Origin of the sequence: Cryobacterium sp. PH31-L1 (assembly GCF_030063145.1) — a bacterium.
In the GTDB taxonomy this organism is placed as follows: domain Bacteria; phylum Actinomycetota; class Actinomycetes; order Actinomycetales; family Microbacteriaceae; genus Cryobacterium.
Genome location: NZ_JASISM010000003.1, coordinates 203,864 through 219,126, shown reverse-complemented (window position 1 = coordinate 219,126; position 15,263 = coordinate 203,864). Strand labels below are relative to the sequence as shown.

At 63.3% G+C, this 15,263-nt stretch carries 13 protein-coding genes and 1 pseudogene; 8 read left to right on the top strand and 6 right to left on the bottom strand.

Features of this window, described 5'->3' with window-relative positions; genetic code table 11:
* Positions 1–256: 256 nt before the first annotated feature.
* The 6 genes from QMF22_RS07845 to QMF22_RS07820 all read right to left on the bottom strand — a co-directional run bounded on the left by QMF22_RS07845 (position 257) and on the right by QMF22_RS07820 (position 8,166).
* On the bottom strand, positions 257–1,213 hold the full coding sequence (locus QMF22_RS07845; RefSeq protein WP_283452105.1) for a D-alanine--D-alanine ligase family protein: 957 nt from the start codon (positions 1,211–1,213) through the stop codon (positions 257–259).
* Between the two features lie 40 nt (positions 1,214–1,253).
* Positions 1,254–2,585 carry an aminotransferase-like domain-containing protein gene (locus tag QMF22_RS07840; RefSeq protein ID WP_283452102.1) on the bottom strand — a complete coding sequence of 444 codons (1,332 nt, stop codon included), beginning with the start codon at positions 2,583–2,585 and terminating at the stop codon, positions 1,254–1,256.
* Between the two features lie 146 nt (positions 2,586–2,731).
* A complete protein-coding gene (gene trxA / locus QMF22_RS07835) occupies positions 2,732–3,055 on the bottom strand; it encodes a thioredoxin (protein WP_283452100.1) in 324 nt (107 codons plus the stop codon).
* Positions 3,056–3,077: 22 nt separating this feature from the next.
* Positions 3,078–4,040 (bottom strand): thioredoxin-disulfide reductase, encoded by a 963-nt coding sequence (trxB, locus tag QMF22_RS07830; RefSeq protein ID WP_283452097.1) that lies wholly within the window; start codon positions 4,038–4,040, stop codon positions 3,078–3,080.
* Between the two features lie 189 nt (positions 4,041–4,229).
* On the bottom strand, positions 4,230–5,855 hold the full coding sequence (gene murJ / locus QMF22_RS07825) for a murein biosynthesis integral membrane protein MurJ (RefSeq protein WP_283452095.1): 1,626 nt from the start codon (positions 5,853–5,855) through the stop codon (positions 4,230–4,232).
* Complete coding sequence (locus QMF22_RS07820; protein ID WP_283452093.1) at positions 5,848–8,166, bottom strand: DUF6049 family protein; 2,319 nt, start codon at positions 8,164–8,166, stop codon at positions 5,848–5,850. Before QMF22_RS07820 ends, murJ begins: the two co-directional genes overlap by 8 nt.
* 81 nt (positions 8,167–8,247) lie before the next feature.
* Between QMF22_RS07820 and QMF22_RS07815 the strand changes: the two genes are divergently transcribed.
* The 8 genes and pseudogenes from QMF22_RS07815 to rplI all read left to right on the top strand — a co-directional run bounded on the left by QMF22_RS07815 (position 8,248) and on the right by rplI (position 14,816).
* On the top strand, positions 8,248–9,678 hold the full coding sequence (locus QMF22_RS07815) for a CCA tRNA nucleotidyltransferase (protein ID WP_283452637.1): 1,431 nt from the start codon (positions 8,248–8,250) through the stop codon (positions 9,676–9,678).
* On the top strand, positions 9,668–10,549 hold the full coding sequence (locus QMF22_RS07810) for a carbohydrate ABC transporter permease (RefSeq protein ID WP_283452091.1): 882 nt from the start codon (positions 9,668–9,670) through the stop codon (positions 10,547–10,549). Before QMF22_RS07815 ends, QMF22_RS07810 begins: the two co-directional genes overlap by 11 nt.
* Positions 10,536–11,366, top strand: coding sequence for a carbohydrate ABC transporter permease (locus QMF22_RS07805; RefSeq protein ID WP_283452090.1), 831 nt, complete (start codon positions 10,536–10,538; stop codon positions 11,364–11,366). Before QMF22_RS07810 ends, QMF22_RS07805 begins: the two co-directional genes overlap by 14 nt.
* A gap of 43 nt (positions 11,367–11,409) precedes the next feature.
* Positions 11,410–12,750 carry an ABC transporter substrate-binding protein gene (locus QMF22_RS07800; protein WP_283452088.1) on the top strand — a complete coding sequence of 447 codons (1,341 nt, stop codon included), beginning with the start codon at positions 11,410–11,412 and terminating at the stop codon, positions 12,748–12,750.
* A gap of 162 nt (positions 12,751–12,912) precedes the next feature.
* A pseudogene (gene rpsF, locus QMF22_RS07795) lies at positions 12,913–13,281 on the top strand (30S ribosomal protein S6); the annotation flags it as partial.
* A 246-nt stretch (positions 13,282–13,527) separates the two neighbouring features.
* Positions 13,528–14,046, top strand: coding sequence for a single-stranded DNA-binding protein (locus QMF22_RS07790; protein WP_283452086.1), 519 nt, complete (start codon positions 13,528–13,530; stop codon positions 14,044–14,046).
* A gap of 47 nt (positions 14,047–14,093) precedes the next feature.
* Positions 14,094–14,357: a 30S ribosomal protein S18 gene (rpsR, locus tag QMF22_RS07785; RefSeq protein ID WP_035835236.1), complete on the top strand. Its 264-nt coding sequence runs from the start codon at positions 14,094–14,096 to the stop codon at positions 14,355–14,357.
* Positions 14,358–14,366: 9 nt separating this feature from the next.
* A complete protein-coding gene (gene rplI, locus QMF22_RS07780; protein WP_283452071.1) occupies positions 14,367–14,816 on the top strand; it encodes a 50S ribosomal protein L9 in 450 nt (149 codons plus the stop codon).
* The last annotated feature ends 447 nt before the right edge of the window (positions 14,817–15,263 follow it).

The following is a 15,263-nucleotide window of genomic DNA, read 5'->3' as shown; positions in this document are numbered from 1 at the left end:
TGTTTCACGTGAAACTGTATTTCGCGGCCGACGGCCATCCGTTCCGCACACAGTGTTGCGTAGACGCAGTGCGATCTCGAAGCGGCCGATCAGCGGCGATCTTCGGGTGGCGCCAAGTGTTTCACGTGAAACACTCCCGTCCCGATTGCTGCAACTCGGGCAATCCGGGGGGGTCCGAGCTTGTCGAGACTGCCATCGCCCTACCGTGAGCGATCTGCGGGAGCTGTACCGTGTTGTTTCACGTGAAACGTTGGTGCTACCTGGCTGTCAGGGCGTTCGCGGCCAGGGCGGAGTAGGTGGAACCCAGGGTCTGGTTGGTCGACTCGATCGCCTGCGGTACCAGGGATGTTTCCGTCAAGCCTGGAAGCACGTTGGCCTCCAGGAACCAGGCAGTTCCGGCGGTGTCGACAATGAGGTCGATGCGGCTCAGGTGACGGAGGCCCAGCAGTCTGTGAATGGCGACCGCCGTTGCGGAAACTGATGCCGAGGCATCGTCGGGAAGGCGAGCCGGCGTGTAGAAGTCCGTCTCGCCGGCGTTGTACCGTGCCTCGAAGCTGTAGACGCCGTCAACGGGCACGATTTCAACGATCGGCAGGGCTGTGGGTCCGGTCCCGGTGTCAATTACCGCCACTGTGACCTCAATGCCGTCTACATAGGCCTCAACCAGGGCAGTGTTGGCGTAGGTGTACGCGTCCACCATGGCGCGGGGCAGGTCCGCTGCGATGCGCACGATTGTGACTCCCTGAGAGGAACCGCCCCGAGCTGGTTTGACGACCAGAGGCAGGCCGATTGCGCCGATCAGGTGCTCCAGCACGCTCGTGGCACCGAGGTCCCGAAATGTTTCGGTGGAGAGGGCGATTGCTGGGGGAGTGGGGTGGCCGGCCCGGCGCACGAGCTCCTTGGCGGTGCCCTTGTTCCAGGCCAGGGCGGCGGCGGGCCCGGTTGAGCCAAGAATTGGGATGCCGGTAGTCTCCAGCAGCGAGAGGAGGGCGCCATCCTCTCCGGTAGCTCCGTGCAGGGTGGGCCAGATCAGGTCGGGGGCCTGCTCGGTAAGGGTGGTGAGCAGGTTGGCCCCGGGATCGATCACGGTGACCGTGTGGCCCTCACCAGTGAGGGCATCCGCTACCCGTCGCCCCGAGCGCAGGGAAACGTCACGTTCGTGAGAGATTCCGCCGGCTAGAATTGCGATTTTGAGGGACTTGAATTCGCTCATGATCAGGTTTTTCCCTACCTTGGTGGGTGAACGGGGGAGTCTAGGAGATATTGGCCGGTGGACCGGCATAGCGCTGATTGTTGGAGCCGGGCCGATCGGGAACTGCGCCAAGCACTCCAGTTCCGGCGAAGGTATCGAGCAGATCGAGCTCGCCGCGAATGACCGTGGCCAGACGACGGATACCTACTCTGATGCTCTCCGGCGTTGGATAGCAAAAGGCCAAACGCATGTTTTGACGCCCGTCTCCATCGGCGTAGAACGCGGTCCCCGGTGTGTAAGCCACGAGTTCCTTGACCGCGCGAGGCAGCATGGCTTTGGAATCGAGCTGTTTAGGCAGGGTCACCCAGACATAGAACCCGCCGGTGGGGTTGGTCCAGGTCAAATCGGGCAGATATTCCTCGAGGGCGGCCAGCATGGCGTTCTTACGCTCGTGATAGACGCCGCGGAAGGTGTTGATCTGCCCCTTCCAATCGGCGGTGGAAAGGTATTCCGAGATCACCATCTGGGTGAAGGAGCTGGGAGAGAGGACGGCCGCCTCGTTGGCGAGCACGAGTTTCTCGCGGATCGCGTGCGGGGCGAGTGCCCAGCCCACCCGAAAGCCGGGAGCCAGGGTCTTGGAGAAGGTTCCCAGGTAGACGACGCCGTCTCGCTCGAGTGAGCGAATGGCATCCGGTGCCTGCTGGTCAAAGTAGAGCAGACCGTAAGGGTTGTCCTCCAGCACGAGAATATTGTTCGAGCGGCAGATCTCGAGAATCTCCATGCGGCGTGCCCAGCTCAGGGTGACGCCGGCCGGATTGTGAAAACTGGGGATCGTGTAGAGAAATTTGATGGTGCGCCCGGCTGCCTTGAGGGCCGCGATGTGCTCGATCAGTGCGGCCGGGATCAGGCCGTCCTTGTCCATCGGTACGTGATCAACATCGGCCTGGTACGACTTGAAGATCACCATGGCGGTGACGTAGCTGGGGCCTTCGGAGATGACGACATCTCCGGGGTTCAGGAACAACTTGCTGACCAGTTCGAGGGCGTGCTGCGAACCGGTGGTGACGACCACGTCGTCGGCGTTGGCCTTGATGCCTTCGAGTGCCATGACGTCGAGAATTTGCTCGCGCAGCAAGGGAACTCCCTGACCAGAGCCATATTGAAGCGCTGTGGCGCCTTTCTCGCGCATGACGCGCTCCATGGCATTGATGACCAGGTCCTGAGGCAGAGCCGCAACGTAGGGCATTCCGCCGGCGAGGGAGACGACTTCGGGGCGCGAGGCCACGGCGAAGAGCGCGCGCACCTCGGAGGCCTTGAGACCGGCGGCGCGATCGGCGTAGTGGTGGTACCACGGGTCGAGGTTGTTGCCGCCCTGCACAGTACCTGTCTGCACAGGCCCGGACTGCTTGTCATCTGCAGTGGAGCCTTGAATTGTCACGTCACCTATCCGTTCTGCTGTCGTCTTCATCGTATGGGGTGGCACGGGGCACGAAAAAACCCGCCCGGTCGAGGCCGGGCGGGTTTCGTCGTGCGGGCTGGTTAGACGAGGTAGTCGGCCAGGTCCTTTTCGAGCTGCGGCTTGGGCTTGGCGCCGATGACGGTCTTGACGACCTCGCCCTTCTGGAAGACCTTCATCGCCGGGATGGAGGTGATCTGGTACTTGGCGGCGAGGGCGGGGTGCTCGTCGACATTGAGCTTGACGATATCGAGCTTGTCGGAGTTTTCGGCCGCGATCTGGTCGAGAATCGGGCTGACGGCGCGGCAAGGGCCACACCACTCGGCCCAGAAGTCCACCAGAACGGTCTTCTCGTTGTTGATGACTTCCTGATCGAAGTTGGCCTCTGTTACAGCGCGTGCAGTCATGTGAATCTCCTTCTTGGGTAAATTAAACGAGTTCGGGTTCGCTGGCCGAAGCCAGCAGTTCCTGGGGAAGAGTACTGAGGTAGTGCTCGGCATCGAGGGCAGCAGCGCAGCCGGAGCCGGCCGCAGTGATGGCCTGGCGGTAGCTCGAGTCAATCACGTCACCGGCCGCGAAGACACCGGCCTGGCTAGTCAGCGACGACCGACCCGCGACGGCAATGGTGCCCTCGGGCGTGAGGTCAAGCTGCTTGTGCACGAGGTGCGTGCGCGGGTCGTTGCCGATCGCCACGAACACGCCGCCGACTGGAAGGCTGCTCTCGGTGCCGGAGACGGTGTCGCGCAGGGTCAGGCCATCGACAGCGTCGGCGCCGGTGATGCCGACGACTTCGGAGTTCCAGATGAACTCGATCTTGTCGTTGGCGAAAGCACGTTCCTGCATGATCTTGGAAGCGCGCAGCTCACCCTTGCGGTGGATGACGTGCACCTTCGAGGCGAATCGGGTGAGGAAGGTGGCTTCCTCCATGGCAGAGTCTCCGCCGCCGATGACGGCGATTTCCTTGCCCTTGAAGAAGAAGCCGTCGCAGGTCGCACACCAAGAGACGCCGCGACCGGAAAGGCGTTCTTCGTCGCTGAGGCCGAGCTTGCGATAGGCGGAACCGGTGGCGAAAATCACCGTGAGTGCCTGCTCCACGTCGCCACCACCGAGGGTGACCGTCTTGATGGGGCCGGACAGGTCGACCGATTCGACGTCGTCGTAGACGACCTCGGTGCCGAAGCGCTCTGCCTGCTCCTGCATCTTGGTCATCAGATCGGGTCCCTGTACGCCTTCCGGGAAGCCGGGAAAGTTCTCAACGTCGGTCGTATTCATCAACTCACCGCCGGCCTCCACCGAACTGGCAATCAGAAGCGGTTTGAGGTTGGCCCTCGCGGCATAGATTGCCGCGGTATAGCCGGCCGGTCCGGAACCGATGATGATGATCTGACGCACGCGCACACTCCTTGCAGTGGTGGGCAAGACGGGCAAAATCCCGCCTCACGTTTCGATACAACACATCCTAATCCGATGCTATTCCGCGGCCTCCCAGCTTGCCGGGTGCTGCCCAGCCAGTGACAAACCGAATCAGACCCGGCCAGCCCCTCACTTGAGTGCTGTGGACCCCTTGGGGCATCGAGGTGCTCAGCGCCGCAAGCGGGCCCGCAAGGGCGTGAGGAACGCTGTGAGCTCCCCGCTGCGCATAAGCAGCAGCAGGCCGAAGTAGGCCGCGGCCATCACCAGGCTGATCAGAATCATGGACACCATGGCCGCAAGCCTCGACGACACGGCGAACCCGCCCTCGACATTGCCCCCCAGAATCATCGTTAGGGCCAGACCAGCGGCTACGGGAATAACGACGGCGACCAGGTATTTTACGAGACTGCGCAGAATGCGTCGCCCGTCGATACCGTGCATTCGTCGACGCAGAAGAGCTGCGGCCAGAATGGCCTGCAATGTTCCGGTTACCGTGATTGAACCGGCGATGCCGACGGCTATCCAGTCCGTCGGTAACCAGGCGCACGCCAGCACGGCAACGATCAACAAAACCACCTGGAACAGTGTGAAAAAGAACGGTGTGCGAGTGTCACCAAGGGCGTAAAAGGTACGTTGCACAACGAACAACACGCAGAACGGTATTAGCCCCAGAATGAACGCGATGATGACGTTTCCGATGGACTGGACCTGGTCGAATGGTGCCACGAACACCGCTGCGAATGGGTACGCACAGACCGCGATAACGGCCGCTGCAAGCACGATCACGAGCGATGTCCCCCGAATCGCACTCGAAGCATCCGTTCTGACCAATGACCAGTTGCCCAGAGAGGCGTGCTCACTCATGCGGGTGAAGTAAGCCGTCGCGACCGACACGGTGATCACGGAGTGCGGCAGCATGAAGATCAGCCAAGCCGTGGCGAGAACGGCAACGGATGCCTTGCCGTGTGCGAGCGTGACGACCTGCGTTTCCACGATGCCGGCGAACGTGGTGAGCAACAGCATGCCGAAGGTCCAGCTCGCCATCTTGCCGGCAGCGCCGAGGCCAACGCCGCGGAAGTGAAAGTCCGGGCGGTAGCGCAAGCCAATCCGACGCCAGAAGTAGAACAGCACGACGGCCTGGGTGATCACGCCGAGGGTCGCGCTGCCGCCGAGCACGGTGACCATCGCCGAGGTGACTTCGCCGGCCGATCGAGCACCTGACGGGTCGGGACTGAACAGCGCGGCGAAGACGATCAGGCCCGCGATAGCGACCACGTTGTTCAGTACCGGAACCCAGGTGAATGGTCCGAAGGACTTGCGGGCGTTGAGCACTTCGCCCAGCAGCGTGTAGAGGCCGTAGAAGAACATCTGCGGGAGGCACCAGTAGGCGAATGCCACGGCGAGAGCCTTCTCGTTCTCTGGCAGGTTCAGGCCGATGAAGCCCGTGATCAGCGGCGCCAACAGGGTGGCCGCGAGCGTCGTCACGAACAGCACGACCAAGGCGAGGGTCAGTAGTTTGTTGATATAGGCCGTGCCGCCGTCGGCGTGCAGGCTGGCTCGAACGATTTGCGGGACGAGCACGGCGGTCAGGATGCCGCCCGCCACGATCACATATATCGTGTTGGGCAGCTGGTTGGCGATCGCGAAGGTGTCAGCGGCAGCCCCGAACTGGCCGATGATCGCGGCAAGCACGATGACCTTCACGAATCCGAGAATGCGCGACACGATCGTTCCGGAGGCCAGGAACGCGCTGGCCCGTCCGATGCCGCTGCTGCTGGGAGCCGGGTCAGGCATCGGGCACCGCCGTGGGTAACACCGTCTCTTCACTGACAGCGGATGTCTCGGCCGATTTCTCACGGCGTCGACGCACGATGTTGCGCCAGATACCAAAACCGAAGAAGCCGACGACGAGAATGGCGAAGATACTCGCGCCAACACCTTCCCAGTCGGCGCGTACGCTGACATCGATCGGGGCCGGCTGGCCGAGCGGGGTGCCATTCAGGGTGAACAGGGTGACCCGCAGGACCACATCGCCGTTACCGACAGCGGCGCTGAGGGGTACGGAGACGGCCTGCGCGGAGTTCGGCTGAATGGTCGTCTCGAGGGTTTCACCGACCACGAGTCGCCCGTTGGACGGCACGATCTCGGTGCGCACGGTGACGGCCTGGTCCAGGGCATTGTTGAGCGTTATGCGCAGGTCGACCTTGCTGCCCACCACGATGATCGGCCCGCGGGTGGTCACGGTCACGGCGTGGATCAGGTCGAAGGAAGCAGCGAGGTTCGCCCGCACCTGGTCGGCCCAGGCCGCGGTCTGAGAGGCCCAGGTGGTGTCCAGAAGGGTGAGCAAATCCAATCGTGCTGGCGCGGTGAACGCCAGCGGATCGGCCAGAATGGTCGCGAATTCGGCGATTGCCGCCTCGCGCTGCAACAGCGATCGGGCCAGCGTGACCCGGTCGCTGTCAATGGCCTGGTCACGAAAAGTCACCGTGGTGCCCGGAGTGGAATCCAGGGCAGCCTGCAGGGGGGCCGCGTTCGACCAGGCCGTCGAATCGAGGGCGGCAAGCGTCTGAGCGACCCGGGTCGCACTTTCCGGAATGCTTCGGTTGAAGGTGACCAACAATGTGCGTGCCGAGTTGGGGTTCTCCGCAGACACGACCGCGAGCAGCGACGCCGCCTCGGAGACGCTGACCCGCCACTCGTCCTCGGTCGTGGCTTCGGCCGCGGTACGGATGGCGGCCGACAGCGCGGAGTCGCTGACCAGACCAAGCCCGCCCGGAAGAGCGAACGCGGTATTCGGCGTGAAGACGTCTGACTGTTCGACGTTCCCGCTGGAGAGGATGGTCGTGGTCAGGCCGCTCGCGGCAAAGACGTCAAGATCGCCGCGCGCAACCTGCCCGGCGACCGGCCAGCCGATCGCGGTGCTCGTGTAGTTCCAGGCCAGCAGGTCACTGGTCGAGGGGATGACCGTTGCGCCGGGTTCCGGCGTGGGTGTCGGGGTAGGAGTCGGAGACGCGATGGCTTGGGCCCTGGCTCCTGACGTGACGCTGGGCACATCGGTCGGTTCGGTGGTGTCTTCCGGGAGCGGTGTGGCCGAGGGCACGACGAACAGGCTCGCGTCGATCGCCGACACGAAGGAGGTGGGCGCGAGCAGCGTCGTGGCACCGGCCTGCGCTTGCAACGCGATATCGGCATCCGCGTAGCCGAGCGGGAAGATGTCATTGCTCGCACCGGCCAGACGATCGAGCCAGGCCACGGCCGACGCCGGAGCGGCCGTGCCGAGCACCCGAATCGAGGCGATGATCTGCGGATCTATGGCGATCGTCGCGGTGGGCGCATCAATGGCGGCATCCAGTTGGCGCGAGAGCAGACCGACCGAGCTCGTGTACGACTCGAGTGCCTTCGAGGTGATCAGGCCGGCCGCGCTTTCCGGGGTCGTGATCGGCAGAATGGCGGCGAGAGCGACCGGGGTGATCGCGCTGCCCTGGGACCAGACAAACGTGCCGCGGCCCTCCGCTTGAATCTCGTCACCCGCTAGGAGAATCGCGGCGATCCCACGCGCGCCCCACGCGTTGCTATCGGTCAATCCCACGGCCGCAGCCGGAACCGTGACGCTCAGGTTCGTGCTGGCACCAGCCGGTATGCCTTCCGTGGTGGGCACACTTACCAGCTGGTCGCCGGAATTTGCATCGTCATCGGGCCGCAGCCAGCTATCGAGTGCCGTTCGGGTCGTCAGCGCGAGCTGCGCGAGGTACACATCGACTCGGCCGATCGGAATGTCTGCGCTGGTGTTGTTGTGCACGGTCACCGTCAGAACCAGGTCCTGGCCAGGCACCAGCTGCGGTGACGTGGTCGGCGCGACCGTGATGCCGACGGTGTCGGCTGGGGTGGTGACGGTCGCGACGGAGCCGTTCTCCGGGGCGGCCTGAGCCGACGTTAGAACGAATATCGGTGCAAAAATCAGCGACGCCAGGGTCAGAGCGCCCACCAGAAACGCCGTAATCGGCCCGGTCCGGCGACGACCTATCGTGCGCCGGGCCGGGCGCACGGCGCCGCACGCGGCAGCCGGGAGCGCGGGCCGATGCGCGGAATCTGAATCGGCCACCATAGGGGGATTCTACGGCGTGTCAGCCTAGAGCCGCCTGCACCGAGTCTGCGTGGCCCCATGATGGCAACTAATATGGGGCATATGCAGAGCGTCGCGGCAGCCCTCGCACGACTGGGCGACCTGGCTGCCACCCCCACCGTTTCCCGTCTCGCGAACGCATTTGCAGCGGCCGGCCATGAGCTGGCCCTGGTCGGCGGCCCGGTACGCGATGCGTTCCTGGACCGCCCACTGCACGACCTGGATTTCACCACGGATGCGACACCCGATCAGATTCTCGCCCTCGTCAAACCGCTCTCCGAAGCGCAGTGGGACATCGGTCGGGCGTATGGCACGATCGGTGCGAGCCTCGCCGGTGAAACCGTGGAGATCACCACCTACCGGGCGGACAGCTATGACGGCACGACCCGCAAGCCCGATGTGGTGTTCGGTACCAGCCTGGAACCCGACCTGCTCCGCCGGGACTTCACCGTCAACGCCATGGCCCTGCGCCTGCCCCAATTGATGCTCGTCGACCCGGCCGGCGGCATTGACGATCTGCTGGCTCAGCGCCTCCGCACTCCGAGCACTCCGGAGGTGTCCTTCGGTGACGACCCCCTGCGGATGCTGCGCGCGGCTCGGTTTACCGGCCAGCTGGGTTTCACGCTGGATCTGGATACCGCAGTGGCCATGGAGACGATGCGGGAAAGTATCCGTATCGTGTCGGCCGAACGCATCGGTGACGAACTATCAAAGCTGTTGGTCTCCCGGGACCCTCGCGCCGGCATCGAGGTACTGATGGAATCGGGCCTGGCCGAGATCGTGCTGCCGGAGATTCCCGGCTTGCGGCTCGAGATCGACGAGCACCACCACCACAAGGACGTCTACCAGCACACCCTCACGGTGCTGGAGCAGGCGATGGGCTACGAGACTTCGCGTGGCAGCCTGGAGGCCCCAGACCTGATCGTGCGTCTCGCCGCCCTGCTTCACGACATCGGCAAGCCGGCCACCCGCAAGCTGGAACCCGGCGGCGTCGTGAGTTTCTACCACCACGACGTGGTGGGTGCCAAGCTCGCCAAGAAGCGCCTGCGCGCCCTGCGCTTTGACAACGACACCATCAACGCCGTCGCCCGTCTGATCGAGCTGCACCTGCGATTCTTCGGCTACACGGAGGGCGCCTGGACCGACTCGGCCGTGCGCCGGTATGTGCGCGACGCCGGCGACCAGCTGGAACGACTGCATATTCTGACCCGCGCCGACGTAACGACCCGCAACCGGCGCAAGGCCGACCGGCTCGGCTTCGCCTACGACGACCTGGAACAGCGAATTGCCGCGCTGAACGAGCAGGAAGAGCTCGGCGCGGTACGGCCGGACCTCGACGGCGAACAGATCATGGCGGTGCTCGGTCTGAAGCCGGGCCGCGAAGTGGGAGAGGCCTACCGGTATCTGCTCGAGCAGCGTCTCGATGACGGCCCACTGGGCGAGGAAGAAGCCACCCGACGGTTGATTCAGTGGCGGGCGGAGCGTGCGGAGTAGAGGCAGGCTGCGTCGACGCAGTGCGATCACCGGCTATGCCCTTCTCGCCCCCAGCCTGTTCGGCGTGGTCTGCTTTCTGCTGCTCCCGGTGCTCGTCGTGCTCTGGCTCAGCTTTCAGAGCTGGGACCTGATCGGCCCGATCACCTTCGTCGGTCTCGACAATTACCAGTCCGTTCTCAGCGACGGTGTCTTCGGCAATTCACTGCTGGTCACGCTGATCTTCGTTGCCCTCGTGGTGCCAATTCAAACCCTGATCGGGCTCGGCGCGGCGACCCTGCTCACGCGTGGACTGCCGGGGTCCGCCTGGTTTCGGACCATCTACGTGCTGCCGTGGATCTGTGCCCCGCTTGCTCTCGGAGTCGTCTGGAAGTGGATTCTCGCGCCCACCGACGGAGCCCTGAACACCTTGCTCGGGCAGCGCGTCGAGTGGCTCAGTGATCCGGCGCTCGCGCTGCCGGCCGTGGCCGCCGTGGTGATCTGGACCAACGTCGGCTACGTCACCCTGTTCTTCATGGCCGGGCTCCTCAACATCCCGGGGCAGATTCTCGAGGCCGCCCGCATCGACGGTGCCGGCGCGGTACAGATGTTCTGGCACATCAAGCTTCCGCTGCTGCGTCCCACCATGTTCTTCGTGCTGGTTACCACCGTCATCTCGGCTTTTCAGGTCTTCGACCAGGTCTACGCGCTCACCCAGGGCGGACCTGCACGATCAACGGATGTCGTAGCGGCGCGCATCTACTACGAAGCTTTCGACGCCTTCGACCTCGGTCGTGCGGCCGTCATGGCGGTCGTTCTGCTGGTCATCCTGGTGGTCATCACCCTCGCCCAGCAGCTCTATTTTCGTCGGAGGGTCACCTATGAAATGGACTAGATTCTCCTCAACCGCCGCCGTCTACCTGGTGCTCGTGCTCGGCGCACTGTTCACCCTCGGGCCGTTCCTGCTGAGTATCCTCACCGCTTTCAAGACTCGGGAGCAGTTCGCGCAGCAGTCAGCCCTGAGCTGGCCTGACCCATTCACCCTCGACAATTTTGCCCTGCTGCTGACCGGACCGGCACAATTCGGTCGTGCCATCGTGGTCACGGTTCTGGCGGCGGTACTGATTCTGGTCGGGCAGCTGATCTGCTCGATTCTCGCCGCGTATGCCTTCGCTAGGGTCGATTTTCCGGGCCGTCAGGTGCTGTTTTGGGTGTACCTGTCGACCCTGATGATCCCACCCGTCGTGCTTGTCGTTCCGCTGTACCTGATGATGACCGAGGCCGGGCTGCGGAACTCGTTCTGGAGCCTCGTGCTGCCGTTCGCGTTTGCTTCCCCCTACGCGATCTTTCTGCTGCGCGAGTACTTTCGCGGAATCCCTCAGGAACTCATTGATGCGGCCCGGCTGGACGGTGCGAACACCCTCGACGTGCTGGTCGAGATTGTCGTGCCACTGTCGCGTCCGATTATTGCCACGCTGACCCTGATCACGATCGTGAGCCACTGGAACAGTTTCATGTGGCCGCTCGTGGTGACGACCGGCACCGACTGGCGGGTCGTGACCGTCGCTACCGCGAGCCTGCAAAGCCAGTTCAACGGCAACTGGACGCTCGTAATGGCGGCCACGACACTCGCCCTGGTGCCGCTGCTCGTGTTGTTTCTCCTGTTTCAGCGCAGCTTTGTGCGGTCCATCACCATCTCGGGATCTGCGTAGGCTGGTTCACTGGGGAAGGATCGATCCGTCAATAGAGGACTTCATGGCTAAGCGTTCCACTATCATTGCTGCCGGCGTTGCCGGAGTGTTGCTCGTCATTACCGGGGCCGTCACCGCCCTGACCTTCTCCAGCACGGAATCATCCGGCGATATCACCACAGTGACCGTGCGCCTCTGGGACGAACAGGTCGCCGCCGCGTACGAGAAGTCATTTTCCGCCTTCGAACAGGACAACCCCGACATCCACATCGACGTCGAGATTGTGCCCTGGAATGACTATTTCGAGAAGCTGCGCACCGACGTTGCCGGTGCTGGTGCGCCCGACGTCTTCTGGGTCGACGGCGGCAGCTACCCCGCCTACGCCGACGCGGGGGCGCTGCTGGACATCACCACCGCCATCCCAGCGGATGCCCAGGCCGGCTGGTCCGCGCCCGTCACGGCCCAGTACACCAGGGACGCCACGCTGTGGGGAGTGCCGCAGCTGGCCGACCCCGGCATTGCGGTGTATTACAACGCCGACCTGCTCGGTGATGCCGGCCTGACCGCAGGCGACGTGTCCGCACTCACCTGGGATCCCACCGGTGACAACGACACCCTCATTGGCGTGCTGCAGAAACTCACCAAGGACTACAACGGGAACACGGCCGACAGTGCCGAGTTCGACGGTTCCAACCTCAGCCAATATGGCTACAACGCCGGCTACGACCTGCAGGCGATGGTGCTGAATTACCTGGCCTCCAATGGTGCCCAGTTTCAAAACGAGTCCAACCAGTACGCTTTCGCGTCCGACGCCGGCATCGCCTCGTTCGAGTACCTGGTCGATCTCATGAACAAGTGGCAGGTCGCTCCGTCGGCCGCCGACACGAACACCAACGGCGACTTCAGCCGCGAACAGTTTCTGCAGGGCAAGATGGCCCTGTTCCAGAGTGGTGTGTACAACCTCGCCAATGTGAGCGCCGGGGCCAACTTCGATTGGGGCATTGTGCGCCTGCCCAGCGGCCCGGCCGGTGCGATCAGCGGCGTCGATGGCATCGCCGCCGCCGGTAATGCGGCATCCCATCATCCGGTCGAAACGCAGCGGGTCTTGGCATGGCTCGGGAGTGCCGCCGGATCAGAATTCATCGGGGCATCGGGTGCAGCGTCTCCGGCCGTGCTGGCCGCGCAGCCGGCCTACGCGGCCTACTGGGCTTCGGAGAATGTCGACATCAGCCCGTTCTACGACGTGCTGGCCGCCGGAACGGCGCCGGCGCCGCGGGGAGCCGGCTGGCCGGCCGCCGAGAACGCCATGCGGCCGCTGCTCGATGAGGTCTTCCTCGGCCGCACGCCGGTTGGCTCCGGTGTCCGTGCCGCCCAGAATGCCGCCAACGCCACTCTGACCGAGTAGGTCGGCCAACGACGGCAGATCGACTGGCGAATGCGCGCGGCATCCGGTAGTCTGGGCAGGTTGCCTGCGTGCCGGATTCCCGGCCTCCGCCGGCAGCACATGCACAACCCTCCTGTTGCAGAAATTCTGCAGCCGTTTTAGTCCGAAGGAGGTGGGTTAGTCATGCATCAGTACGAACTTATGGTTATCCTCGATCCCGAGATCGATGAGCGCACCGTAGCTCCCAGCCTTGACAAGTTCCTCAACGTTGTTCGCAACGATGGTGGCAGCATTGACAAGGTTGATGTCTGGGGTCGTCGTCGTCTCGCTTACGAGATCAACAAGAAGACCGAAGGCATTTATGCCGTCGTTGACTTCACCGCGAACGCCTCAGCCACAGTCGAGCTCGACCGTCAGCTGAAGCTGTCCGAGGCCGTCATGCGCACCAAGGTGCTCCGCGCCGAAGAGGGCATCGCCCAGGTCGTCGTCGCCACCAAGCTGGCCGCAGAGAAGGCTGCTCGCAAGGCTGCCAACCCGAAGGTCATCGCCGCCAAGGCTGACGCTGCTGCTGCAGCCGCTGCCGCTCCGGCCGCTAAGGTCGCCGCTGCCGCCAAGCCTGTCGTTGCCGAGACCGTCGTTGCAGAGGCCCCCGCCACTGCTGCGAAGGTCGAAGTTGCTGCTCCGGTTACTGCTGCCCCCACCGCGGTTCCCGCCGCGAAGGTTGCCGCTGCAAAGCCTGCTGCTGCCAAGGCGACTCCTGCTCCGGCCGCTGCCGACAAGGCAAGCGACAAGTAGCCCATGGCTGGCGAGACCGTAATCACCGTGGTGGGCAACCTCACCAGCGATCCGGAACTGCGTTATACGCAGAACGGGCTGGCGGTTGCTAACTTCACCATCGCTTCCACTCCGCGTACGTTCGATCGTGCGGCCAACGAGTGGAAAGATGGCGACGCGCTGTTCCTGCGTGCGAGCGTTTGGCGTGAATTCGCCGAACACGTTGCAGGTTCACTGACCAAGGGGTCGCGTGTCATCGCTTCCGGGCGTCTCAAGCAGCGTTCGTATGAGACAAAGGAAGGTGAAAAGCGCACGAGTATGGAGCTCGAGATCGATGAAATTGGTCCTTCGCTGCGCTACGCCACCGCCTCCCTCACTCGTGCGCAGTCCTCTGGCCCTCGCAGCGGTGCTCCCGCTGCCGGCGGCCAGGGCAACGATGAGCCATGGGCACCCAGCGCCCCCGCCAAGACTGCTGCGCCAGCAGCAGCTGGTGGAGACGTCTGGAACAGCCCCGGCAACTTCAGCGACGAGACCCCCTTCTAAGCTCGCCTTGCGCGTAGCTAACACCTCTTTTAGAAAGTAAGGAAATCATGGCTGGAAAGTCGAGCGGCGACCGCCGCAAGCCGCTTCGCGGAGCTAAGGGTGGCAAGAACGCCGCTCCCGCGAAGTCGATTCGGGTTGGTGTCATTGATTACAAAGATGTCCCCACCCTGCGCAAGTTCATCTCCGAGCGTGGAAAGATCCGCGCCCGCCGCATCACAGGCGTTTCCGTTCAGGAACAGCGCCTCATCGCCCGTGCCGTCAAGAACGCCCGCGAAATGGCTTTGCTGCCCTACGCAGGATCAGGCCGGTAAGGAAACCAAATGTCGAAATTGATTCTGACGCATGAGGTCTCCGGCCTCGGTGCACCCGGCGACGTCGTAGACGTCAAGAACGGGTTTGCTCGTAACTACCTCGTTCCCAAGGGCTTCGCTGTGGCGTGGACCCGCGGTGGCGAGAAGCAGATCGAGCAGATCAAGGCAGCCCGCGCTGCGCGTGAGCACGCCACCTTCGAAGAGGCTGAGGCACTCAAGGTCAAACTTGAGAACACCAAGGTCACCCTGGTCGTCAAGGCCGGCGCCGGCGGACGCCTCTTCGGTTCGGTCAAGACCACGGATGTGGCTAACGCCGTTGCAGCCGCAGGTCTTGGAACGATCGACAAGCGCAAGATCGAACTCACCGCCATCAAGCTGACCGGTGAGCACACGGCAACGGTTCGTCTTCGTGACGAGCTCAGCGCCACGATCACTCTCGTGGTCGTCGCTGCCAAGTAGCATCACACCTCGGCAGGCCGGGCTTTTTGGCCGGTCGCCTGTACCACTCCCATAGCGGGGGGTTCCCTAAGGAATCCTCCGCTATGCGGCGTTAAGAGCCACTTTTGGGGCATTGACCCACTGCTTTTGTGCACAGGTGAGCATTCGTATCGACAAGGTTCAAGGGTTGATTGAGGTTACTTTATTCACACCCATGTGCAGAACTTAAAATCCTGATCAAACGGCAGTTATTTGCAACTATTTAAAATCTGTCCACAAGCGAGTGCACAGGTTCTGCACAATCTCCACGGCGTTTCGCGCAGATTCTCCACAGAGTTATCCACAGGGGTGTTTGTGGGTCGCGCTACTGGCTCCTTAGGGTGATCCAGTAGCAGAATCTGGCTCGGGCTGGGTGGGTGCGTCCCGTGTCGGTGGGTCCTGATACACCTAGAGTCACGACAGAGAAAG